This is a genomic window from Nitrobacter sp. 62-23 (assembly GCF_001897285.1).
In the GTDB taxonomy this organism is placed as follows: Bacteria; Pseudomonadota; Alphaproteobacteria; order Rhizobiales; family Xanthobacteraceae; genus Nitrobacter.
In genome coordinates, this window is the sequence record NZ_MKSM01000099.1 from 102254 (window position 1) to 123606 (window position 21353).

The window sequence follows — 21353 nt, forward strand, 5'->3', positions numbered from 1 at the left end:
CGCCGTTTGGGCATCCGTGAGAATGCGCCCTTTCGTGCGGGCCGGACTCATCCCATATTGCCGGCATGGCGAACACCCCCGATCCTCCGAAACGCCCCGGCAAATCTCCCGGACTCAAGGTTCCGAAATCCAAGCCTGCGAGACCCAAGCCTGCGAAATCGAAGGCGCATCGCCCCGAGGTGCAGCCGATCGGGCCTGCGCTCGCGCAACTGCTCAACCCGGCGATCAATCGCGGCGATGCCGGCCTCGGCTCCGGCACCGGGTTGCAGCCGCCGCCGGACAATTCCTGGGATCGTCGCTCAGGCGGCGAAGCCGCCGCGCATCGCGCGCGGAAATCGACGCGCGGCAAGAGCGATGCGACGGCGAAGCAGGATGCGGCTACCTCCCCTCCCTTTGGCGGGGACGCGACGGGCGAAGACGCCCGCGTTGGGCGGGGGGAAGCTACGAGCGCAACGTTCAAAGGGACAACGGAGAACGGGCCCGGCTTCGGAGAAGCGCCACAAGCAATTTACGGCACGTCAGCGACGATCCCGACGCTCGATCCGGAACTGGCGCGGCAACTCGGTCTGCCGACCGCGGAGGATGATGAAGAGGCCCTGGCGCGACCGCCGCGCAGCAAGATGGAAGGCCTCGGCGTCAAGGCGACCGCGGAATCGCTGGAGGCGCTGCTGCGCGACGGCCGTCCCGAATTCAAGAAAGATGACGGCTCGCTGAAGGTCTGGACGCCACACCGTCCGCCGCGCCCGGAGAAAAGCGAAGGCGGCGTCCGCTTCGAGATCAAGTCGGAATATGAGCCGAAAGGCGACCAGCCGCAGGCGATCCGCGAACTGGTCGAAGGCATCAACCGCAACGACCGCACCCAGGTGCTGCTCGGCGTCACCGGCTCCGGCAAGACCTACACCATGGCCAAGGTGATCGAGGCGACGCAGCGCCCGGCGCTGATCCTCGCGCCGAACAAGACACTGGCGGCGCAGCTCTACGGCGAATTCAAGAACTTCTTTCCCGACAACGCGGTGGAATACTTCGTCTCGTACTACGATTACTATCAGCCGGAAGCTTACGTCCCGCGCACCGACACTTACATCGAGAAGGATTCCTCGATCAACGAACAGATCGACCGCATGCGCCACGCCGCAACGCGCGCGTTGCTGGAACGCGACGACGTCATCATCGTCGCCTCGGTGTCATGCATCTACGGCATTGGCTCGGTCGAAACTTACACCGCGATGACGTTCGCCTTGAAACGCGGCGAGCGCATCGACCAGCGCCAGCTCATCGCCGACCTCGTGGCGTTGCAGTACAAGCGCACAAGCGCCGACTTCACCCGCGGCACTTTTCGCGTGCGCGGTGACACCATCGATATTTTCCCAGCGCACTACGAGGACCGGGCCTGGCGCGTCAACCTGTTTGGCGACGAGGTCGAGAGCATCGAGGAGTTCGATCCCCTCACCGGCCACAAGCAGGACGAACTGGACTTTATCAAGGTCTATTCCAACTCGCACTATGTGACACCGCGGCCGACGCTGGTGCAGGCGATCAAGAACATCAAGATCGAGCTGAAGCAGCGGCTCGACCAGTTGCACGCGCAGGGCCGCCTGCTCGAAGCGCAACGGCTGGAGCAGCGCACCACCTTCGACCTGGAAATGATGGAGGCCACGGGAAGCTGCGCCGGCATCGAGAACTATTCGCGCTATCTCACCGGCCGCCGCCCCGGCGAGCCGCCGCCGACGCTGTTCGAATACGTCCCCGACAACGCGCTGGTGTTCGCCGACGAGAGCCACGTCAGCGTGCCGCAGATCGGCGGCATGTTCCGCGGCGACTTCCGCCGCAAGGCGACGCTGGCCGAATATGGCTTCCGCCTGCCCTCCTGCATGGACAACCGCCCGCTGCGCTTCGAGGAATGGGACATGATGCGGCCGCAATCGGTCGCGGTCTCGGCCACGCCGGCCGCATGGGAACTGAACGAAAGCGGCGGCGTGTTCGTCGAACAGGTGATCCGTCCCACCGGCCTGATCGATCCGCCGGTCGACATCCGCCCGGCACGGACGCAGGTGGACGACCTCGTCGGCGAGGTGCGCGCCACCGCCGCGAACGGCTATCGCTCGCTGATCACCGTGCTGACCAAGCGCATGGCGGAGGACCTCACCGAATATCTGCATGAGCAGGGCATTCGCGTGCGCTACATGCACAGCGACATCGACACCATCGAGCGCATCGAGATCATCCGCGATCTCAGGCTGGGTGCGTTCGATGCGCTGGTCGGCATCAACCTGCTGCGCGAAGGTCTCGACATTCCCGAATGTGCGCTGGTCGCGATTCTCGATGCCGATAAGGAGGGATTCCTGCGCAGCGAGACCTCGCTGATCCAGACCATCGGCCGCGCCGCGCGCAATGTCGACGGCCGCGTCATCCTCTATGCCGACCAGGTCACGGGATCGATGCAGCGCGCGATCGCCGAGACCGATCGCCGTCGCGAGAAGCAGGTGGAATACAACACCGCCAACGGCATCACGCCGGAGAGCGTCAAGAAGTCCATCGGCGATATCTTGAACAGCGCCTACGAGCGCGACCATGTGCTGGTGGAAATCGGCGACGGCGGCAAGGGAAATTCCTGGTCGGACGACGCGATCGCGATCGGCCATAATTTCGAGGCGGTTCTCGCCGATCTGGAAACGCGGATGCGCGAGGCTGCCGCCGACCTGAACTTCGAGGAAGCCGCAAGGCTGCGCGACGAGGTGAAGCGGCTGCGCGCCACGGAGCTGGCGATCGTCGACGATCCCACCATCAAGCAGCGCGGCGTCGCGGCAAAAGCCGGCAGCTACGCCGGCAAGAAGAAGTATGGCGATGCAGCGAACCTGCCGGCGCGCTCCTCGTCGAAAATCCACAAACCCTCGCTCGACGAGATGGGCATCGCCACCTGGCACGAGGTCAAGCCGACCGGCGCACGCCCGAAGCCGCGCAAACCGACGCTGGACGAAATGGGCCCCGGCACGGAAAGCCGAATCTATCAGCCGACTTCATCCCGCGAAGCAGGCCCGGAATTCGGTCCGCGACCGCGCTCCTCCGGCGGCGCGCCCGGGAAGCGGGGCGGATGGAAGAAGGGGTAAAGCCGCATATCATCAAAGAGGCCACGCTACCGCATTCGCCGGCAATCCGCCCGCGAGCGATGCGCGTCAGCCTTCCACGCGAAGAAAAACGTGGATGGCCGGAACAGAGCCGCGCCATGACGGAACGAGGTTGTTTCCATCAAATCCAAACCGCTATAGGGGATCATAAAACTCGTCTTGCGTATCAGGAGGTTCAAACCGTGGCCGACGCCGATCTCGACGTCATCATTCGCAAGCTTGCAAGGCAGCAGCACAAGAGCCTGACGGCGGCCGTTAAGGACCGGCGCGCGCGCTACCTTGCCCTCGCGGCCAAGGCGAAAGATGCCGCCGGCAAGCAGCGCTTCCGTGAGATGGCGAAACAGGCCTTGGAGGAAGGCACCGCAGCCGCAAGACGGTTGCAGATGTCGGCCGACAACGCCGCCGACAGCTACGCCCGCGCGATGCGGCGCACGGCCGAAGCTCTCGCGGCAGAACAGGCCGCGTCGCCAACGAAAGCCTCCGCCAGGACGGCGCCATCGAAAACGAAGAAGCGAGCGAAGTCCTGATCCGCTCCAGGCCATAGAGTCAACATCGCCTGAATCCAAATCGTCAAAGACCGCGAATGCCGAGGGACGAACCCGAATGCCAGGGTGTCTTCACGGTTATGACTTTGGCGACTTACCGACCTACATCCTGGCTCCGGCCGCAGCATCAATCTCAAATGCCAAGCCCGCCGGAGGCAGGTCCGATTCGGGGAATGAACGGGGCTCGCCGCAGATTGGCCGCGATATTGTCAAAATCTGCAGCGCTGATAAGATGTTAGAGACTCGTCGTGCGGGGGGACATCCGCGCTCGCTCAACGCGAAACAGGGAACAAGCCGATGAACGCCACTCCAGCCACTCCAGCCACGTCGTCCGAACAAACCGAATCGAGCACGACCGAGGCCGACACCAACCTCGCCGCCGTCTCGGAAGTCGAAGCCGGCATCCGCGATTTCGTTCGCAACGATATCGCCTACCTGCGCCGGCCCGCCACGGGCGCTCCATCCCCCGAGATCAAGCTGGAGCCAAGCACGGAAGCGACCGTGAACAACGTCAATTCCCTGATCCAGCGCGTGGCTGGAACCTCCCTCGCCGAGATCGAGAATCTCGTTACCGAGCTTGAAAGCCTCCGCGACCTGCTGCATGCGGAAGGACAGCGCGTCCAGCGTGAAATCTCGGGCTATGCCCAGTTGAGTCAGGCTGCAATGAAGTCGACGCGGATGATCGCGGAGAACGTCGCGCAGTGGAAGCACACCGCCGAGAACCTGCGTAACGATTAACGCCCTCTATTCCGGAGTTCGCGTCGCGAGCGCGGGACGGGGTTTGATTGCATCGTCATGCCCGGCTTTATGCCGGGCATCCAGCGTTTTGGAACGAGAGTAGACGAGTGAAGCCGATGCCGTTCTTCGAACGGCCGAGCTACGCGTTTTCGAGCGAAGTGGTCCGGTTCGCGTGAAGAAAACGTGTCAAATCAAGAAGCTAAAGTCTTTTCCATGAAGCGGTGAAAGACTTTAGGTCATGATGCGCTGGAACGCTTCGTCGTCAACTCATCCTGTTCCAGCGCGGCAAGCCATAAGCCATGACGCGAACCTCGGAATAAACACCACCGGATCGCTGGCACGAGGCCAACACTCAGTCGAACAGGCTCGACACCGACTGTTCGGCGGCGGTGCGGTTGATCGCTTCGCCGATCAGGCCGGCGATCGACAGCAGGCGGATGTTGGCGGTCTTGTTGACGGCGTCGGTCGGCTGGATCGAGTCGGTGATGACCAGCTCTTTCAGTTTTGAACCGGCGATGCGCGCCGCAGCGCCGCCGGACAGCACGCCGTGCGTGATATAGGCATAAACGTCCTTCGCGCCCTTCGCGATGAGCGCGTCGGCGGCATTGACCAGGGTGCCGCCGGAATCGACGATGTCGTCGATCAGGATACAGGTCGAGCCGGCGACGTCGCCGATCACGTTCATGACCTCGGATTCACCGGCGCGCTCGCGGCGCTTGTCGATGATCGCCAGCCGAGCGTTGATGCGCTTGGCGAGGCCGCGCGCGCGCACAACGCCGCCGACGTCAGGCGACACCACCATCAGGTTGCCGAGGTCGAACCGCTCCTTGATGTCGCGGACCATCACCGGCGACGCATAGAGATTGTCGGTCGGGATATCGAAGAAGCCCTGAATCTGCCCGGCATGCAGATCGAGCGTCAGCACGCGGTCGGTTCCGGCGCGCGTGATCAGGTTGGCCACCAGCTTGGCCGAAATCGGCGAGCGCGAGCCGACCTTGCGATCCTGCCGCGCGTAGCCGAAGTAGGGAATGACCGCCGTGATCCGGCGCGCCGACGCGCGGCGCAGCGCATCGGTGATGATCAGAAGCTCCATCAGATGATCGTTGGTCGGGTACGACGTCGACTGGATCACGTACACGTCCGAGCCGCGCACGTTCTCAAGCACTTCCACGAAGATCTCGTTGTCGGCAAAGCGCCGCACGCTGGCTTTGGTGAGTTCAAGCCCGAGCCATTTGGCGATTTCCCGCGCCAGCATCGGGTTGGCGTTACCGGCAACCAGCTTGACGGCGCCGTTTTTGGCGGACATCGACGCGTCTCCCCGCGATGTGGTGGGTACAACGTTCAACATCCCGACTCCAGAGAACCTCTCCGACCCCGATGGAGGCGGTGTATCAAGGAGTGGCCAAGTCTGGCAATACGGGGAACACGGATTCCGGCGTAAAATGATGGCCTTATTGCGCGGCGAACCCGAGCGCGGCCGCCTGCCGGACATCCGCCCCCGCCAGACCGTCGGCGCTGGCGATCGCCGGCTCCTGAGGCTGCGATGGAGCCGGCTCAGTAGCGGGCGGCGGCGCGGCGCCGTTCACCATGCTGCTCAATCCGCTCAGCCCGGCCTGCGCGATCTTGCGCAGGGTGAGATCGTCGGCCGCGGCCCACGCATCATGTCCGGCCTTGCCGGCGGGCTCCTTGCCGCTCAGGCGCAGCGCGCGGTTCTGATTGCGATCGTAGACGTCGAGCACCCAGGCGATGGTGGTGCGGCCGCGGCTGACCTCGGCCGCGAGATAGCCGCGCACGCGATAGGCGGCCGCGGCCTCGCGCGACACGATGGAAAGGTCGCGGAGTTGCGCTTCGGAATTGAGGACGTTGACAAGGCGGTCGAACACCTGCGGCGGCGGTCCGTCGACCGACTCGAACGCAACCGTCACGCCGCCGCCGGCCTGCGCAAAGGATTCGCTTCCGTTGCCGCCACCCGCGCATCCCGCCAGCGCGCACAGCGCCGCCAGAAGCGCAACGGCGCGTCCAGCACGCCCGGCGCGGAAGCTCTTGAAAGGCATTCGCTGACGTCCCCGTTTCGTCGAGCGATATCGTTAAAACGCGTTAACGTCTAGGGCAGAGCGTCCGGGCAGCGCAAAGAATCCGCTTGCCAGCACCGACGGCTCTGATTCCGTTCGGCTGGCGCGCCGGGTTCGCTCAATCATTCGGCTTCCAGCATGATGGCATGCACGTGGCGGCCGAAATCCGGCTCGTTGCGATGCACCGAGCGGCGATAGCTGAAGAAACGCTCGTCGGCATAGGTGTCGATGCCGGTGTCGTCGATCGTCCCGACGCCGATGCGCTCCAGGCGCATCCGGATGAAGCCGCCGAGATCGAACATGGCATGGCGGTCGCGCTCCGACGGAACGAAGAACCGGGCATAGTCCCGATCGGCTTCCGTAAATCGCGCGACGAATTCAGCGCCAACCTCGTAGCTTCGTTGCCGGATCAAGGGACCGATGGCGACGGCGATATCGGAGCGACTGCCGCCGAGCGTTTCGATGGCGTCGACGGTTTTTTCCAGCACGCCGGTCAGAGCGCCCTTCCAGCCGGCGTGCGCGGCGCCGATGACGCGGGCTCGCGGATCGACGAACAGGACGGGGCCACAGTCGGCCGCGGTAACGCCGACCGCAAGCCCCGGGGTTTTCGTGACGATGGCGTCGGCGCGCGGCCGCGATGCCGCGTCCCATGGCCTGTCGGCGATCACGGCGTCGGGCGAGTGGACCTGGTAGAGAGAGAGGAAATTCGCCGGCGCAACGCCCATGACCTCGGCCATGCGCCGCCGGTTCTCGGCGACATGGGCGGGATCGTCCTGCGAGCCGATGCCGGCATTCAGGCTCGCATAGATGCCTTGCGAGACGCCGCCCTCGCGGGTGAAAAAGGCGTGCCGCAGGCCGGAAACAGCGGAGAGCAGAGAGGATGCGAGGGTCATGGCGCCCTGATCCCGCCGCGCCGCTCCTGATCGCTCAATCCCGCCAGTTCGGTGAGCCTCGAATCGGAAACGCCGATCACCTTGAACATCGACCCCATGCCGCCGCGGCCGCTCCCGGCCAGACGTTTCAGCGCCGTTGCGATACTCTCCGATACTTCAGGGCTCGCCTTCGCCATCAGGTTGACGGCGCGGGCCTCGATGCCGAGCCGTTGCAGGAATGTTCCCTGCGTCACCGGTCCGTGCACGCGGGCGCCGACATCCTCCGCGGCGCGGGCCAACGCCTGGAAATCGACATGGGCGGTGATATCGGCCTGACCGGGATCTTTCAGCGGATCGGCGAAGCTGTGTCCCGCGATGGCCTGGAAGGTGTCGCCGGCATCGCTGCGCACATGGCCATAGTCGATAATCAGCGCGGCGCCCCCCTGATCGCGGACACGGGTCGCGAGGGACATGATCTCGGCATCCGGCCGCCACTCGAAAATGGCTCCGACCGGCGCGGCCCGCACCAGCGGCGGCAGCAGCGCGTCGAACCGCGGCATCGGCTCCGCGGCGGCGCCGAACACGAGTTGGCCGCTGCCGTCGACATCGACCACCCGTTCGTGCCAGCCGTCGCCATGCCGGACCATCTGGCGGACCGGAAGCACGTCGAAATATTCGTTGGCGAGAATGATCGCCGGTCCCCGCGGCACCTCATCCAGACCAGCGTGCCACTCGACGTTCCGCGCGCCGGACAGGGTCGCCTCCTGCTTCTCCCGCAGCACCGGATTGATCTCGACCAGGTGGACGCTGAGCGCGTCATACATCGGCGGCAACACGCGTAGCGCACGCAGCGCGTCCGCCATCATGGTGCCGCGACCGGGCCCGAGTTCGATCAGCCGCAGCGTGGCCGGCGAACCCATCATGCGCCACACCGACGCGGCCCACAATCCGATCAGTTCACCGAACATCTGGCTGACTTCGGGCGAGGTGATGAAGTCGCCCTCGCGTCCGAGCGGGTCGCGCGAAATGTAGTAGCCGTGTTCGGGATGGGTCAGGCAGATCTGCATGTAGCGCCAGACCGGCAGCGGGCCGGATGTCTTGATCAGCTTCTTGATCTCGGCCATCAGCGGAGAAATTTCAGTCACGATCAGCCTTGAAATCAGCTTTGGGATCAGCCCTGAGAAACATCAGGGTTCGAAATCGTTTGTGCGCCTGACGCCCGCGGACCGCGCGACCAGGCGGCGTACATGACGGCAAGCCCCGCAATCATCATCGGGATCGACAGTAGCATTCCCATGGTCAACCCGCCCCACAGAAATCCGAGCTGTGGATCGGGCTCGCGGAAGAATTCCCCGGCGATGCGCGCCATCGCGTACAGCGTAAGGAAGCTGCCGAGAACGAGGCCCGGCCGCTTCAGCGCGCCGGCCCGGATCATCAGCGCGAGGATCGTGAACAGCACCAGGCCCTCGAGCGTAGCCTCGTAGAGCTGGCTCGGATGACGCGGCAACGGGCCGCCATTGGGGAACACCATCGCCCATGGCAGGCTCGGGTCGGCCGGGCGACCCCACAATTCGCTGTTGATGAAGTTGGCGATGCGGCCGAGAAACAGGCCGATCGGCCCGACCGCGGTGGCGACGTCGCCAAGCGACAGGATCGGCAGGCCATGCCTGCGACAGAATAGGATCACCGCGACGACGCAGCCCATGAAGCCGCCGTGGAACGACATGCCGCCGTTCCAGAGCTGGAAGATCTGGGCGGGATGACGAGCGAAGAAATCCAGGTTGTAGAACAGCACATAGCCGGTGCGGCCGCCGAGGATGATGCCGATCGTCACCCACAGGATGAAGTCGTCGAGTTGCAGCACCGAGATGGGCGCCGGTCCCCCCCAGAGCTTCTCGTTCTTGAGCAACGCCCGCGCATAGAGCCAGCCGAGCGTGATCCCGCCGATATAGGCCAGCGCATACCAGCGGATCGCGATCGGGCCGAGCGAGATGGCGACGGGATCGAAGACAGGGTAGGTGATAAGGAGAAACATCGGTTTCGTTCCACCCAAGGCGCCACGCCCGGCCTTGTGCCGGGCAATCCACGTCTTGAATGATCCCGTCACGATTGCAAGGAAATCCGGCACTGACAAGGCTTTGCGGTATAGGCGACCATCAAGCGGGCTTGAACTGCCGGGTCCGGATTGCCATTCTCTGGGCCGATGCATGGCGATGCCGCCGACCGGAGACAGTGAGATGACCCAGACCAGCAACCGGTTTTTCGACGAGATTGGAAAGCTGATGAACGACGCGGCCGGCGCGGCGCAGGGGTTCAAGCGCGAGGTCGACGCGGTGGTCCGCAATCAGGCGGAGAAGATCATGCGCGACCTCGATCTCGTCAAGCGCGAGGAGTTCGAGGCCGTGAAGGAGATGGCGCGGCTCGCGCGCGAGGACAACGAGGCGTTGAAGGCGCGCATTGCGGCGCTCGAGGCGCGCCTTGGCGGTGGCGGCTGAGCCGGTCGCCCTTCTGTCGGGTTCAGCGAACCGCCATATGCGCCGGCGCGCTATTCTCCAGCGAATACACGCCGTCGGCATACCCCTTCACCACGGTCCAGGTCGCCAGCGTCACAGCCAGCGTCACGGTCGCAAAGATAATGCCCACGATCTTCAATCCGGTGCGATCCGCCATCGCCATCTCCCCTGCCCCAGAGCGTTTTCGAGCGAAGCTCGTCCTCAAGGCTCGACCCGAGGATGGATACCGGTTCGCGTGAAGAAAACGCGTCAAATCAAGATCATGGAGCCCCGCTCCTGATTTCACCGAAAGCGGCGGACCCCATGCTGCTCGACAAGACCGGCTGAGAGTTCACAACTCCTTAACGGGACGCCGGTTTTTCGAATAAATTACAGCGCGCGGCCGCAAGGCCGGTGGTGCGGCATCCCCAACCGCCCCCGGGCCTCAATCCTGCGGATGCCGGCGCGGCAAGAAAACCGACGCCAGAAAGGAAAACACCAGTTCGCCACGCTGGTTGGTTCCGGTGTTGCGCATTTGCATGACGCCCCATTCCGGCCGCGAGCGGGAGGCTCTCAGCGACTGGACTTCGCTGGCGTAGCTGATGCTGTCGCCCGCCAGTACCGGCTTGATCCAGCGCAGGTCGCGAAACCCGGGCGACGGTCCCCACATCGCCGGCTTCTCGCCGCGCGCCGCGGCATCCGCCGCCTCGCGCTGACCCTCTGCCACCGCCAGTTTCATCCAGACCGAAGCGATGTGCCAGCCGGAGGCTGCCAGGCCGCCGAACAGCGATTTGCGGCCTTCCTCCTCGTCGAGATGGAACGGCTGCGGATCGAATTGCGCCGCGAACGCCTTGATGAGTTCGGCGGTGAAGACGAACGACCCGAGATCGCGACGCTGCCCGACTTCCATGTCTTCGAAATAGCTCATGGGTCAGCCCTGCCGTCCGCAGTCGCCGTCCGCCGCCCGATGATGATCGGCGACACCGCCTCGATCAGCACCTGTCCGGACGCGTTGCGCACGCGCAGCGCGAAGGTCACGATTCCCGTCTCCGGGCGACTGCGCGACACCCGCGCGGCGGCGACATCGACATCCAGCATCAGATCGTCTCCCGGGCGCAGTGGCGCCAGCCAGCGGACCTCATCAACGCCGGGAGAGCCGAGCGAAGCGGTGCGTCCGATATAGCCGTCGAACATCATACGCATCATGAGCGAACATAAATGCCAGCCGGACCCCGACAGCCCGCGCAGCATGGAGTGCCTGGCCGCTTCCTCATCGAGGTGCATGGGCTGTGGATCGAACTCCGATGCGAACGCAATGATTTCGTCGCGGCTGACATGCCGCGGCCCGAATGTGCCGAAGCGGCCGACGGGAAAATCCTCAAATGTCAGGGTCATGTCGAGGCCTGCTGAAACAACGCCCGATTGTGGCCCTTATTTGCGGCAATCTCAACCGCCGGCGTACTAATGGCTTGGCTTGCTTGATGCGGACCATAAGCGGTTCGCGGCGGCAAGTGCCGTCCGACTTATGGCGGCGACGCCCTACGCGAGGGGGGAGCGGCAGATGTTTGAATTCCGGGATCTGTTTCAGTGGGATCGCTTCATCACGCCCACGATCATCAAGATCTTCTACTGGCTGGTCATCGTGCTGATCATCCTGTCGGGATTGTCCGGGGTTTTCTCGGGCCTGGCCACGATGGCCGTCAGCCCGTTCGGCGGCTTCATCTCAATTCTTCTGAGCATTGCCGGCGCCCTGACCGGTATCGTGTTTTCGCGCATTGCCGCCGAATGCATCCTGATCGTGTTTCGCATCAACGAGCATCTCAGCGCGATCCGCGAAAAGGGCGCAATGCGATAGAGACAATTGCGATAGAGACAATCTCGACGCCACGTCCAGACGCCACGTAAGCGGCGATTACAGATGTGCAATTGTACATCGGGGACTCCAGAATTGAGGGGTCCCGCCTATCCGGATTCCGGGCACGCGCTTTAAGCGCGCCCCGGAGCGACCAAGATAGGTTTGAAACGGATTATCAGGTATTGAACCGGAAATGCATGACGTCGCCGTCGGCGACAACATACTCCTTGCCTTCCAGCCGCAGCTTGCCGGCATCGCGCGCGCCGGCCTCGCCGCCGAGCGCCACATAGTCGGCGTAAGCGATGGTCTCGGCGCGGATGAAGCCCTTTTCAAAATCGGTGTGAATGACACCGGCAGCAGCCGGCGCCTTGGTGCCTTTAGTGATGGTCCAGGCGCGCGCTTCCTTCGGCCCGACAGTGAAATAGGTGATGAGGTGAAGCAGGTCGTAGCCGGCGCGGATCAGCCGATCGAGACCCGCTTCTTCCAGCCCCAGCGTCTCGAGAAAATCGGTGCGCTCCTCCCGCGACAAGGTCGCGATCTCGGATTCGATCTTGGCGGAAATCGCAACCGCGACCGCGCCTTCCTTCGTCGCGTGCTCGAACACGGCCTGCGAGAAGGCATTGCCGCTCGCCGCCGCGCCTTCCTCGACGTTGCAGACATAGAGCACCGGCTTTGAAGTCAGCAGCCCGAGCATGCGGAAATTGCGCTCTTCCTCGGGCTTGCGCTCCATGCCGCGGGTCGGCTGGCCGTCGCGCAACAGTTTGAGCGCGCGCTCGACCAGATCGAGCTGCTCCTTGGCTTCCTTGTCGTTGCCCTTGGCCTTTTTCGAAAGACTGTCGACCCGTTTCTCGAGGCTTTCGAGATCGGCCAGCATCAGTTCGGTCTCGATGGTCTCGATGTCGGCGAGCGGCGCGATCTTGCCCTCGACATGCGTGATGTCGGAATCCTCAAAACAGCGCACCACATGCGCGACCGCGTCGACCTCGCGGATGTTGGCGAGAAACTGGTTGCCGAGTCCTTCGCCCTTGGAGGCGCCACGCACCAGACCCGCGATGTCGACGAATGTCAGTTGCGTCGGAATGATCTGCGCCGATTTGGCGATCGCAGCGAGCTTGTCGAGGCGCGGATCCGGCACCGCCACGGCGCCGACATTGGGCTCGATCGTGCAGAACGGATAGTTCGCCGCCTGCGCCGCCGCGGTTTCCGTCAGCGCATTGAACAGGGTCGACTTGCCGACATTGGGCAACCCGACGATACCGCATTTGAAACCCATGATTCATTCCGGTGATTGGCGCAAATCGCGCAACAGAGTTGGTGCGTCAGATGCGGGCTAAAGCGCGAAGTGCGTCTTCGCGCAAGAGCCCCGGGGTATCCATCGTCTTCAAAAGATGGATCACCGGATCAAGTCCGGCGATGACGGCGTCGCTCATTTGCCGCCACCATCGTCCTTGTCGCCCTTCTCGGCGAATCCCTTCGCCTGCATCGCAAGATGCACCTTGTTCTGAAATGTTGAGTCCCGGCTTGCGACGAGAAGCGCAGCATTTTCAGCAACGACATCCACCAGTGCCTCGACCCATGGCCGCTCACTTTTGGCGAAGTCGTTCAGCACATGCGCATGCACGAGGTCCTTGACGCCGGGATGGCCGACGCCGAGCCGGACGCGGCGATAGTCGTTGCCGATATGCGCCGAAATCGACCGCAGGCCATTGTGCCCGGCGATGCCGCCGCCGACCTTGACGCGGACCTTTGCCGGCGGCAGTTCGATCTCGTCGTGAAACACCACGACGTCTCCCTCCGTCAGCTTGTAGAATTGCACAGCATCCTGAACCGCATGGCCGGAGTTGTTCATGAAGGTGGCGGGCTTGAGCAGAATGAGGCGCTCGCCATCGAGCGTGCCTTCGGACGTCTCGCCCTGAAAACGGCGGCGCCACGGTGAGAAACCATGACGCCGCGCGATCTCGTCCACGACCATGAAGCCGATATTGTGCCGGTTGCCTTGATACTTCGTGCCGGGATTGCCCAGTCCGACGAACAGGCGCATGGCGCAAGTGGTCGCTTACTTCTTCTTGTCGCCACCGCCTGCGGGCGCCTTCGCGCCTGCCGCGGCCGCGCCGGCAGCAGCCCCGCCCGCCGCAGGAGCCGCACCGGCGGCAGGAGCCGCCGCGCCGCCAGCAGCAGCAGCGGCCGCCGCCTTCAGTTCTTCCGCGTAACCGGATGGCGGCACGATGGTCACCAGCGTGACGTCCTCTCGCGCCAGCGGCTTCACGCCGGACGGCAGCTTGACGTCGGACAAATGAAGCGAGTGGCTGATCTCCAGCCCGCCGACGTCGGCCTCGATGAACTGCGGAATGTTGTCAGCCGCACACTCGACATCAATGGCGTGGGTCACGAGGTTGACGGTGCCGCCGCGCTTCACGCCGGGCGCGACGTCCGCCTTCAGCAGGCGAAGGGGAATGCTGACGCGGATGGTAGCGCCTTCGCCGAGCCGCATGAAGTCCACATGGATCGGAGTGTCCTTGACCGGATCGAGATGGAAGTCGCGCGGAATCACGCGATGCTTCTTGCCCTCCAGGCTGACGTCGAAGATCGTGGTGAGGAAACGGCCTGCCAGTATGCGCTGGCGCAGTTCCGCCTCTTCGACCGAGATCGGCTGCGGGGGCTGGTTGTTTCCATAGATCACAGCGGGCACTCGGCCGGCGCGACGCTCTGCCCGGGCGGCCCCCTTGCCGCTCTTCGGACGCGCGGTCGCCTTCAATTCCCTGACGGTCGCCATCGTTTTAGTCCTTGTTTTTCAAAAAGTTAAAGGCCGCAATCGCGGCCCGTTGCACGTCACCGGCAAGCCTCCAGGGGTGCGGGGGCCGTGAGACGTGGCCGCGTTCTAGCCGCAAACGCCCGAAATAACAAGGAAACGACAGGGGTTTTCCGCCTCTCCGACAGTCGGCAAGAGACCCGCTCAGGGGCCGGGAACATCGGACCGCAACGAGAAGCCCGTGACGTAACGTGGTCCCCGTTCTCGACGTCAATCTTCAACGCGACACGATCAATCGGTCCCTCCAGACAAAACGCCGGCATGCAGGTGCGCGGCTGTCGACTGTTCGCAACGCGCATTCGAAAAAACGTCCGCCCTCCAATCCTGATGACGCGAGACTCGCGACAAGCGAGTCAGGACCGCGGGACTCGCGCGACGCGAATCCGATTCCGTTTTGTTCACGGCCGCAAGTCGCAGCGCCATTTGATCAGTTGTGGACGACGCGCGCTTTGCCTGTGGACGGACTCGAGGCGGCGTTGCGCGGATTCCGCAAATCACATCACTTGATCCGCGCAGGACATCATTCCTCATCCGGTCCACGCTCTTGATGGATCGTCTGAAAGATCGAAGTCCCGCGACGTGCCAGCACCGCGGCCGTCCTATGCGTGCGTATCAACACAGACAAACAGCAAGGATCGGGACGGCATGTCGCTGCTCGAAGGCGTTATCGATTCCAGAAACAATCCGCTGGCGGCGGTCGAGGACATCGCCGCCACCAACGACTGGGCGTTCGAGCGCTCCGGCGAGGATGAGATCACCATCGTCTCGAAAGGCAACTGGACCGACTATCAGATCACCTTCACCTGGATGGGCGAGATCGAGGCGCTGCACCTCGCCTGCGCCTTCGACATGAAGATTCCGGCGGCTCGTCGCAACGAGGCCCAGCGCGCCATCGCCGCGATCAACGAGCAATTGTGGATCGGCCATTTCGATATCTGGACCCAGACCGGTACGATCATGTACCGCCACGCGCTGGTCCTGCCCGAGGGACTGACGGCGTCGAACGCACAATGCGCGGAGATGCTCGCCGGCGCGATCCATGCCTGCGAGCGCTATTACCCCGCGCTGCAGTTCGTGATCTGGGCCGGCAAGACCGCGGCCGAGGCGATGACCGCCGCGATGTTCGACACCGAGGGCGAGGCCTAGCCTTCTTTCGGCGACGTCATCGAAGATAGCTTCTGCCACCCGCAGCCGGGCCTGGACGCGAAGCGCTCCTTCGCGGCCAGCATCATCCTTGCCCTAAGCGCGCCTTACGGGTTAAAGGCGTGGATGGCCGGAACAAGTCGGGCCATGACGCGGGTATCGGTGATAGTGTGTCGCTATTCACTGGTGCCGGAAATATTGTCATGGCTGAATCGCAGACTTCCCTCGCAAACATTTCCGGCAACGTGGTTCTCGCCGGCGCGGGCAAGATGGGCGGGGCGCTGCTGAGCGGATGGCTCGCGCAGGGGCTGGATCCGAAACGCGTCGCCGTGATCGATCCCCATCTCTCCGACGAGATCCGTGCCCTCGAAGCCCGCGGCGTCCGGCTGAACGCCGAGACAACGACGGCCGACGACGTCGCCGCGCTCGTGATCGCGGTCAAGCCGCAAACGTTTGGCGACGCAGGCCCGACCTTGCGACCGCGGATCGGACCGGCGACGCTTGTCGTCTCGATCATGGCAGGCACGACGATCGCCGCGCTTGACGCAGCCTGCGGCGGCAACATCGTCCGCGCGATGCCTAACACCCCCGCCGCGATCGGCCGCGGCATCACGGTCGCTGTCGCCGCGAAGGGCGTGAACGACCGGCAGCGCGCCACCGCCGACGCGCTGCTGCGCGCCACAGGCGCGGTGGAATGGATCGACGATGAAGCGCTGATGGATGCCGTCACCGCAGTCTCCGGATCGGGGCCCGCCTACGTCTTCCTGCTCGCCGAGGAACTGGCGCACGCCGGCATCGCCGCGGGCCTGCCTGCCGATCTCGCCGCGCGGCTGGCGCGCGAGACCGTCGCCGGATCAGGCGAACTGCTGCATCGATCCGGTCTCGACGCCGCGACGCTGCGCCAGAACGTCACCTCGCCCGGCGGAACGACGGCAGCCGCTCTCGGTGTGCTGATGGGCGAGAACGGTCTGAAGGAATTGATGACGCGCGCGGTCGCCGCTGCGACGGAGCGATCGAAGGAACTGGCGAGGTAACTTCTGCGCCGCGTGTCGCAGGAACGCTCGTGCGGCTTGAAGACTTGTCGCAACATGCCGCAACATAGAGCGGTCAGTCAGCGACCGTTCGACGAGAGAAAATCTGCCGTGCTCGCCAACGAAGTCACATCCCTGCTCGATCATCTCGGCGTGGCTCCCGACCGTCGGCATGGTACGCGCGCCGCGCGATCGCCGCTGACCGGCGAGACCATCGCTTACGTCGAGGACGCAAGTCCGCAACACGCCGCCGAAACCATTGCGCTGGCCGAAGCAGCATTCCGGCAATGGCGTCAGGTTCCTCCACCGCAACGCGGCGAGCTGGTCCGCCTGCTCGGCCATGAACTGCGCGCCGCCAAGGATGCGTTGGGCCGTCTGGTCACCATCGAGGCCGGCAAGATCGTCTCGGAAGGCCGTGGCGAGGTGCAGGAAATGATCGACATCTGCGACTTCGCCGTCGGCCTGTCGCGACAGCTTTACGGCCTCACCATCGCCAGCGAGCGGCCCGATCACCGCATGATGGAGCAGTGGCATCCGCTCGGCCCCGTCGGCGTCATCACATCGTTCAATTTCCCCGTGGCGGTGTGGTCGTGGAATGCGGCGCTGGCGCTGGTCTGCGGCAATCCGGTGATCTGGAAGCCGTCGGAGAAGACCCCGCTGACGGCGCTGGCGGTGCAGGCGCTGTTTGAGCGCGCCGCCGCAAAGGCTGCCGCCGTTCCGGACGGCCTGTCCACTGTGCTGATCGGCGGGCGCGACGTCGGCGAACTCCTGGTTAGCGATCCCCGACTGCCGCTGGTCTCCGCGACCGGATCGACGGCGATGGGCCGCGAGGTAGGGATGCGGCTCGCGCGGCGGTTCGCCCGCAGCATTCTTGAACTCGGCGGCAACAACGCCTCGATCGTCTGCCCATCGGCGAACCTCGATCTGGCGTTGCGCGCCATCGCCTTCGCCGCCATGGGCACGGCCGGCCAGCGCTGCACCACGCTGCGGCGGCTGCTCGTCCATGACAGCATCCACGACGAGTTCGTCGCGAAACTGAAACGCGTTTATGCCTCGGTGCGGATCGGCGACCCGCTTGCAGACGACGACGTGCTGGTCGGTCCGCTGATCGACGAAGCCGCATTCCAGAACATGCAGCGAGCGCTCGACGAGGCTCGCACGCACGGCGCACGGGTCCACGGCGGCGAGCGCCTCGACGAGAAACGGTTTCCGGATGCGTATTACGTCCGGCCGGCGCTAGTGGAGATGCCGACGCAGACCGGACCAGTGCTGCGCGAGACCTTCGCGCCCATTCTATACGTCATGACATATACCGATCTCGACGCCGCGATCGCGCAACACAACGCCGTCGCTCACGGCCTGTCGTCCTCGATCTTCTCGACCGACATCCGCGAGGTGGAGAAATTTCTCTCCGCGAGAGGCTCCGACTGCGGCATCGCCAACGTCAATATCGGCCCGTCCGGCGCCGAGATCGGCGGCGCGTTCGGCGGCGAAAAGGAAACCGGCGGCGGCCGCGAGGCCGGCTCCGACGCCTGGAAAGCGTACATGCGACGGCTCACCAGCACCGTGAACTACGGCGACGATCTTCCGCTCGCGCAGGGCGTCCGTTTCGACATCGGTTAGAGCGTTTTCGAGGGAAGTGGATACCGGTTCGCGTGAAGAGAACGCGTCAAAAGATGAGATAGAGCTCCGCTTCTGATTCCATTTGAAGCGGGAAAGGCTCTAGGGATGAACGTCCGCGCGAGCGAATTCGTCCAGCACCTCGGCGACGCGGTCCACCGCCCAGTCAATCTCTGATTCTTCGATGACCAGCGGTGGCGCGAAGCGGACGGTGTTGCGGTGCGTGTCCTTGGTCAGCACGCCGGCCTGCAACAGCCGCCTCGCAACCGTCGCCGCGCTCGCGAGATCACGCTCCAGCTCGACGCCGGCGAACAGCCCGCGCCCGCGCACCTCGCGGATGATCGGATTCCTGATCGCGCGGAGCCGGGCGAGCAGATGCGCACCGAGGCGTGCGGATCGCTCGATCAAATTCTCCTCGATCAGCGTATTGAGCGCCGCCAGCCCGACCGCGGCGGCGATCGGATTGCCGCCGAAAGTGCTGCCATGATCGCCGGGCTTGAACACCTGCATCACATCGCGGCGCGCCAGAAACAACGACACCGGCAGAAGACCGCCGCCCAGCGCCTTGCCCAGCGTCACCGCATCCGGCTTCACGCCGTCGTGCTGGCAGGCCAGGAGCTTGCCGGTACGACCGAGTCCGGATTGAATCTCGTCGCAGATCAGCAGGACGTTTTGCTCCCGGCAGATGCGCGCCACCTCGGCAAGATAGCCCGGCGGCGGCACATTGATGCCGCCCTCGCCCTGGATCGGCTCGACCAGGAAGGCCGCCGTGTTGGGCGTGATCGCCGCTCGAAGCGCCGCCGCGTCGCCGAACGGCACCGATCTGAAACCGGCCGGAAACGGCCCAAAGCCGTCGCGATATTGCGGCACAGATGAGAAGCCGACGATGGCGATGGTGCGGCCGTGAAAATTGCCGTCGCACACGATGATTTCGGCGCGGTCGGCCGGCACCTCTTTGACCTTATAAGCCCATTTGCGCGCGGCTTTGAGCGCCGTCTCCACCGCCTCCGCGCCGCTGTTCATCGGCAGCGCCTGATCCATCCCGGTCAGTGCGCAGGCACGGCCGAGAAAGGCTCCGAGGCGATCGCTGAAATAGGCACGGGAAACAGTGTCGAGTTGCCGCGCCTGATCGGTGAGCGCCTGCACCAGCCGGGGATGACAGTGCCCGAAGCTCGCCGCCGAATAAGCGCCCATCATGTCGATGTAGCGCCGCCCGTTTTCATCCCAGAGATAAATGCCCTTGCCACGCGCGAGGGTAACCGGCATCGGCGCATAATTGGCGGCGCCGAAGCGCATTTCGAGTTGAACCGAGCCATCCATGACACTCGCTCCCTCGACTCGAAGCTGTCCGGGCCGCAGAGCATCATGCGCTCCTGCCAGGAACGGGCTCGATTAAAACGAGCTTGATTACAATGTGGGGCGGCAAAGCGGGAAAGCCAGAGCATGATTTTCGGAAAATAGAAGGCAAATGCTCTGATCGGTCGTTACACCGGCACGCGCACCGTCGCGCGCAAGCCCCCCAGCGGACTGTCGCCGAGCGTGATGTCGCCGCCATGGGAGCGCGCGATGTCGCGCGCAATGGCGAGACCGAGACCGGAGCCGCCCTCGTCCTGATTGCGCGCGCTGTCGAGCCGCAGGAACGGCTTGAAGACTTCCTCGCGCATGTCCTGCGGAATGCCCGGACCGTCATCGTCGACCATGACGGTGAGCCAGCGGTGATCGCGATGGCCGTTGATCGCGATCGAGTCGGCATGGCGCGCCGCGTTCGACACCAGATTGCCGAGGCAGCGCTTGAGCGCGGCCGGCTTGACGGTGACGACGGGAAGCCCGTGAAAATTGGTGGTCGCAGCGTGACCGTTGCGCTCGGCATCGCTGCACAGATCCTCCAGCGCGGCCGCCATGTCGGTCGGCTGCGCCTGCTCACCGCTGTCGCCGCGCGCGAAGGCGAGGTAGGCCTCGAGCATCCCATGCATTTCGTCGACGTCCTTGCGCATGCCGTCGACTTCCGGACTGTCGCCGATCAGCGCCAGTTCCAGCTTGAAGCGGGTCAGGATGGTGCGCAGGTCATGCGACACGCCGGCCAGCATCGCGGTGCGCTGCTCGATGCTGCGCTCGATCCGCATCTTCATTTCGATGAACGCCTGTGCGGCGCGCCGGACCTCGCGCGCGCCCCGCGGACGAAAGTTCGGCGCGTCGCGACCCTTGCCGAAGCGCTCGGCGGCATCCGCCAGCAGCAGGATCGGCTTGATCTGGTTACGCAGGAACAGCACCGCGACGAACAGAAGGATCGATGACGTGCCCAGCATCCAGAAGATGAAGATTTCCGAGTTCGAGGCATAAGCGGCGCTACGCTGCGCGAAGACCTGCATCACCGCGTCGTCGAGCTGGATCCTGATCTCCACCAGACTGGAGCGGCCGACCGTATCGATCCAGAACGGCTTACCGATCTGCCTGCTGATCTGCACCGACAGTGACTGGTCGAGCAGGGAGAAGAACGGCTTCGGCCCGGGCGGCGGCATGTCGCCCGGCGGCAGGAAATCGACCACGAGCCCGAGCCGCTGCTGCGCGATACGGCGGATCGTCGCGCGATCCTTGTCCTGCGGATAGTCCTTGTAGATATCGATCAGCGCCGCGACGTCCTGCACCACCGCCGTCGACAGCCGCCGCGTCACCGTGTTCCAGTGCCGCTCCATGAACACGAAAGCGACCACCGATTGCAGCACCACCATCGGCACGATCATGATCAGCAGCGCGCGGGCGTAGAGGCCCTTGGGCATCCAGTTCTTGAATGCCCGCGCTATTCTGCCATTGGCCATGGAGACGCGCCGGGACGCCGTGCGGATCAGCGTCATGCCGGCGTCGAGCGTGCTCATCATCGGCAGCTCAGGGCGCCGCGACCAGGCGATAGCCGACGCCGCGCACCGCCTGCAGGAAGAGCGGATTGGCGGGATCCCGCTCGATCTTCCGCCGCAGCCGATTGATCTGAACATCGACGGCGCGCTCGTTGACGGTGCCTCCGCCGTTCAGCTCACCGCGGCGAACCGTCTCGCC

The 21353-nt window shown here is 64.4% G+C and carries 22 protein-coding genes; 8 read left to right on the forward strand and 14 right to left on the reverse strand.

The window, feature by feature from the left end:
• The first annotated feature begins 65 nt into the window (after positions 1 to 65).
• From uvrB to BGO16_RS10015, 3 genes are all read left to right on the forward strand, one after another.
• The gene (uvrB, locus tag BGO16_RS10005) at positions 66 to 3107 is read left to right on the forward strand and encodes an excinuclease ABC subunit UvrB (RefSeq protein WP_292618535.1); all 3042 of its coding nucleotides are present in this window, start codon (positions 66 to 68) and stop codon (positions 3105 to 3107) included.
• 200 nt (positions 3108 to 3307) lie between these two features.
• Positions 3308 to 3652: a hypothetical protein gene (locus BGO16_RS10010; RefSeq protein ID WP_292618536.1), complete on the forward strand. Its 345-nt coding sequence runs from the start codon at positions 3308 to 3310 to the stop codon at positions 3650 to 3652.
• A gap of 315 nt (positions 3653 to 3967) precedes the next feature.
• Positions 3968 to 4408: a hypothetical protein gene (locus tag BGO16_RS10015; protein WP_292618537.1), complete on the forward strand. Its 441-nt coding sequence runs from the start codon at positions 3968 to 3970 to the stop codon at positions 4406 to 4408.
• Positions 4409 to 4760: 352 nt separating this feature from the next.
• Here the strand turns inward: BGO16_RS10015 and BGO16_RS10020 are convergent, their stop codons facing one another.
• From BGO16_RS10020 to lgt, 5 genes are all read right to left on the reverse strand, one after another.
• On the reverse strand, positions 4761 to 5714 hold the full coding sequence (locus BGO16_RS10020; protein WP_292618538.1) for a ribose-phosphate pyrophosphokinase: 954 nt from the start codon (positions 5712 to 5714) through the stop codon (positions 4761 to 4763).
• A 145-nt stretch (positions 5715 to 5859) separates the two neighbouring features.
• Positions 5860 to 6462 (reverse strand): hypothetical protein, encoded by a 603-nt coding sequence (locus BGO16_RS10025; protein ID WP_292618539.1) that lies wholly within the window; start codon positions 6460 to 6462, stop codon positions 5860 to 5862.
• Positions 6463 to 6602: 140 nt separating this feature from the next.
• The gene (pgeF, locus tag BGO16_RS10030) at positions 6603 to 7373 is read right to left on the reverse strand and encodes a peptidoglycan editing factor PgeF (RefSeq protein WP_292618540.1); all 771 of its coding nucleotides are present in this window, start codon (positions 7371 to 7373) and stop codon (positions 6603 to 6605) included.
• Positions 7370 to 8497, reverse strand: a complete 1128-nt coding sequence (locus BGO16_RS10035) for an SAM-dependent methyltransferase (RefSeq protein ID WP_292618541.1) — start codon at positions 8495 to 8497, stop codon at positions 7370 to 7372. Before BGO16_RS10035 ends, pgeF begins: the two co-directional genes overlap by 4 nt.
• A gap of 26 nt (positions 8498 to 8523) precedes the next feature.
• A complete protein-coding gene (gene lgt, locus BGO16_RS10040; RefSeq protein ID WP_292618542.1) occupies positions 8524 to 9387 on the reverse strand; it encodes a prolipoprotein diacylglyceryl transferase in 864 nt (287 codons plus the stop codon).
• Between the two features lie 202 nt (positions 9388 to 9589).
• Between lgt and BGO16_RS10045 the strand changes: the two genes are divergently transcribed.
• Positions 9590 to 9847, forward strand: coding sequence for an accessory factor UbiK family protein (locus BGO16_RS10045; protein WP_292618543.1), 258 nt, complete (start codon positions 9590 to 9592; stop codon positions 9845 to 9847).
• A gap of 22 nt (positions 9848 to 9869) precedes the next feature.
• On the opposite strand, the gene BGO16_RS10050 is transcribed toward BGO16_RS10045, so the two are convergent.
• From BGO16_RS10050 to BGO16_RS10060, 3 genes are all read right to left on the reverse strand, one after another.
• Positions 9870 to 10022, reverse strand: a complete 153-nt coding sequence (locus tag BGO16_RS10050) for a hypothetical protein (protein ID WP_292618544.1) — start codon at positions 10020 to 10022, stop codon at positions 9870 to 9872.
• A gap of 267 nt (positions 10023 to 10289) precedes the next feature.
• On the reverse strand, positions 10290 to 10772 hold the full coding sequence (locus BGO16_RS10055; RefSeq protein ID WP_292618545.1) for a MaoC family dehydratase: 483 nt from the start codon (positions 10770 to 10772) through the stop codon (positions 10290 to 10292).
• On the reverse strand, positions 10769 to 11239 hold the full coding sequence (locus tag BGO16_RS10060; RefSeq protein WP_292618546.1) for a MaoC family dehydratase: 471 nt from the start codon (positions 11237 to 11239) through the stop codon (positions 10769 to 10771). The genes BGO16_RS10055 and BGO16_RS10060 overlap by 4 nt, the downstream gene beginning before the upstream one ends.
• A gap of 166 nt (positions 11240 to 11405) precedes the next feature.
• Here BGO16_RS10060 and BGO16_RS10065 point away from each other — a divergent pair, with 166 nt between their 5' ends.
• A complete protein-coding gene (locus BGO16_RS10065; RefSeq protein WP_292618547.1) occupies positions 11406 to 11699 on the forward strand; it encodes a DUF4282 domain-containing protein in 294 nt (97 codons plus the stop codon).
• Positions 11700 to 11874: 175 nt separating this feature from the next.
• Here BGO16_RS10065 and ychF read toward each other — a convergent pair whose 3' ends face one another.
• The 3 genes from ychF to BGO16_RS10080 form a co-directional block, all read right to left on the reverse strand.
• The gene (ychF, locus tag BGO16_RS10070; RefSeq protein ID WP_292618548.1) at positions 11875 to 12972 is read right to left on the reverse strand and encodes a redox-regulated ATPase YchF; all 1098 of its coding nucleotides are present in this window, start codon (positions 12970 to 12972) and stop codon (positions 11875 to 11877) included.
• A gap of 153 nt (positions 12973 to 13125) precedes the next feature.
• A complete protein-coding gene (pth, locus tag BGO16_RS10075; protein WP_292618549.1) occupies positions 13126 to 13740 on the reverse strand; it encodes an aminoacyl-tRNA hydrolase in 615 nt (204 codons plus the stop codon).
• Between the two features lie 15 nt (positions 13741 to 13755).
• Positions 13756 to 14472 (reverse strand): 50S ribosomal protein L25/general stress protein Ctc, encoded by a 717-nt coding sequence (locus tag BGO16_RS10080; RefSeq protein WP_292618550.1) that lies wholly within the window; start codon positions 14470 to 14472, stop codon positions 13756 to 13758.
• 681 nt (positions 14473 to 15153) lie between these two features.
• Between BGO16_RS10080 and BGO16_RS10085 the strand changes: the two genes are divergently transcribed.
• The 3 genes from BGO16_RS10085 to BGO16_RS10095 all read left to right on the forward strand — a co-directional run bounded on the left by BGO16_RS10085 (position 15154) and on the right by BGO16_RS10095 (position 18305).
• Entirely contained in the window at positions 15154 to 15654 is a 501-nt protein-coding gene (locus tag BGO16_RS10085) for a YbjN domain-containing protein (protein ID WP_292618552.1), read from the forward strand.
• Between the two features lie 200 nt (positions 15655 to 15854).
• Entirely contained in the window at positions 15855 to 16685 is an 831-nt protein-coding gene (proC, locus tag BGO16_RS10090) for a pyrroline-5-carboxylate reductase (RefSeq protein ID WP_292618553.1), read from the forward strand.
• Between the two features lie 54 nt (positions 16686 to 16739).
• Positions 16740 to 18305 (forward strand): aldehyde dehydrogenase family protein, encoded by a 1566-nt coding sequence (locus BGO16_RS10095; RefSeq protein WP_292618554.1) that lies wholly within the window; start codon positions 16740 to 16742, stop codon positions 18303 to 18305.
• Positions 18306 to 18404: 99 nt separating this feature from the next.
• Here BGO16_RS10095 and rocD read toward each other — a convergent pair whose 3' ends face one another.
• The 3 genes from rocD to BGO16_RS10110 form a co-directional block, all read right to left on the reverse strand.
• A complete protein-coding gene (gene rocD / locus BGO16_RS10100) occupies positions 18405 to 19622 on the reverse strand; it encodes an ornithine--oxo-acid transaminase (protein WP_292618555.1) in 1218 nt (405 codons plus the stop codon).
• A 164-nt stretch (positions 19623 to 19786) separates the two neighbouring features.
• Positions 19787 to 21175 (reverse strand): ATP-binding protein, encoded by a 1389-nt coding sequence (locus BGO16_RS10105; RefSeq protein ID WP_292618556.1) that lies wholly within the window; start codon positions 21173 to 21175, stop codon positions 19787 to 19789.
• Positions 21176 to 21185: 10 nt separating this feature from the next.
• A partial coding sequence (locus BGO16_RS10110) for a helix-turn-helix domain-containing protein (protein ID WP_292618561.1) occupies positions 21186 to 21353 on the reverse strand: 168 nt, incomplete at its 5' end.

Bases quoted from the DNA above. Each gene is read 5' to 3' on its own strand.
- BGO16_RS10105 (WP_292618556.1), bottom strand. From the start codon at position 21,175: ATGAGCACGCTCGACGCCGGCATGACGCTGATCCGCACGGCGTCCCGG.
- BGO16_RS10020 (WP_292618538.1), bottom strand. From the start codon at position 5,714: ATGTCCGCCAAAAACGGCGCCGTCAAGCTGGTTGCCGGTAACGCCAAC.
- pth (WP_292618549.1), bottom strand. From the start codon at position 13,740: ATGCGCCTGTTCGTCGGACTGGGCAATCCCGGCACGAAGTATCAAGGC.
- proC (WP_292618553.1), top strand. From the start codon at position 15,855: ATGGCTGAATCGCAGACTTCCCTCGCAAACATTTCCGGCAACGTGGTT.
- BGO16_RS10065 (WP_292618547.1), top strand. From the start codon at position 11,406: ATGTTTGAATTCCGGGATCTGTTTCAGTGGGATCGCTTCATCACGCCC.
- uvrB (WP_292618535.1), top strand. From the start codon at position 66: ATGGCGAACACCCCCGATCCTCCGAAACGCCCCGGCAAATCTCCCGGA.
- lgt (WP_292618542.1), bottom strand. From the start codon at position 9,387: ATGTTTCTCCTTATCACCTACCCTGTCTTCGATCCCGTCGCCATCTCG.
- BGO16_RS10050 (WP_292618544.1), bottom strand. From the start codon at position 10,022: ATGGCGGATCGCACCGGATTGAAGATCGTGGGCATTATCTTTGCGACC.
- pgeF (WP_292618540.1), bottom strand. From the start codon at position 7,373: ATGACCCTCGCATCCTCTCTGCTCTCCGCTGTTTCCGGCCTGCGGCAC.
- BGO16_RS10080 (WP_292618550.1), bottom strand. From the start codon at position 14,472: ATGGCGACCGTCAGGGAATTGAAGGCGACCGCGCGTCCGAAGAGCGGC.
- BGO16_RS10060 (WP_292618546.1), bottom strand. From the start codon at position 11,239: ATGACCCTGACATTTGAGGATTTTCCCGTCGGCCGCTTCGGCACATTC.
- rocD (WP_292618555.1), bottom strand. From the start codon at position 19,622: ATGGATGGCTCGGTTCAACTCGAAATGCGCTTCGGCGCCGCCAATTAT.
- BGO16_RS10055 (WP_292618545.1), bottom strand. From the start codon at position 10,772: ATGAGCTATTTCGAAGACATGGAAGTCGGGCAGCGTCGCGATCTCGGG.
- BGO16_RS10025 (WP_292618539.1), bottom strand. From the start codon at position 6,462: ATGCCTTTCAAGAGCTTCCGCGCCGGGCGTGCTGGACGCGCCGTTGCG.
- BGO16_RS10085 (WP_292618552.1), top strand. From the start codon at position 15,154: ATGTCGCTGCTCGAAGGCGTTATCGATTCCAGAAACAATCCGCTGGCG.
- BGO16_RS10095 (WP_292618554.1), top strand. From the start codon at position 16,740: ATGCCGCAACATAGAGCGGTCAGTCAGCGACCGTTCGACGAGAGAAAA.
- BGO16_RS10045 (WP_292618543.1), top strand. From the start codon at position 9,590: ATGACCCAGACCAGCAACCGGTTTTTCGACGAGATTGGAAAGCTGATG.
- BGO16_RS10015 (WP_292618537.1), top strand. From the start codon at position 3,968: ATGAACGCCACTCCAGCCACTCCAGCCACGTCGTCCGAACAAACCGAA.
- ychF (WP_292618548.1), bottom strand. From the start codon at position 12,972: ATGGGTTTCAAATGCGGTATCGTCGGGTTGCCCAATGTCGGCAAGTCG.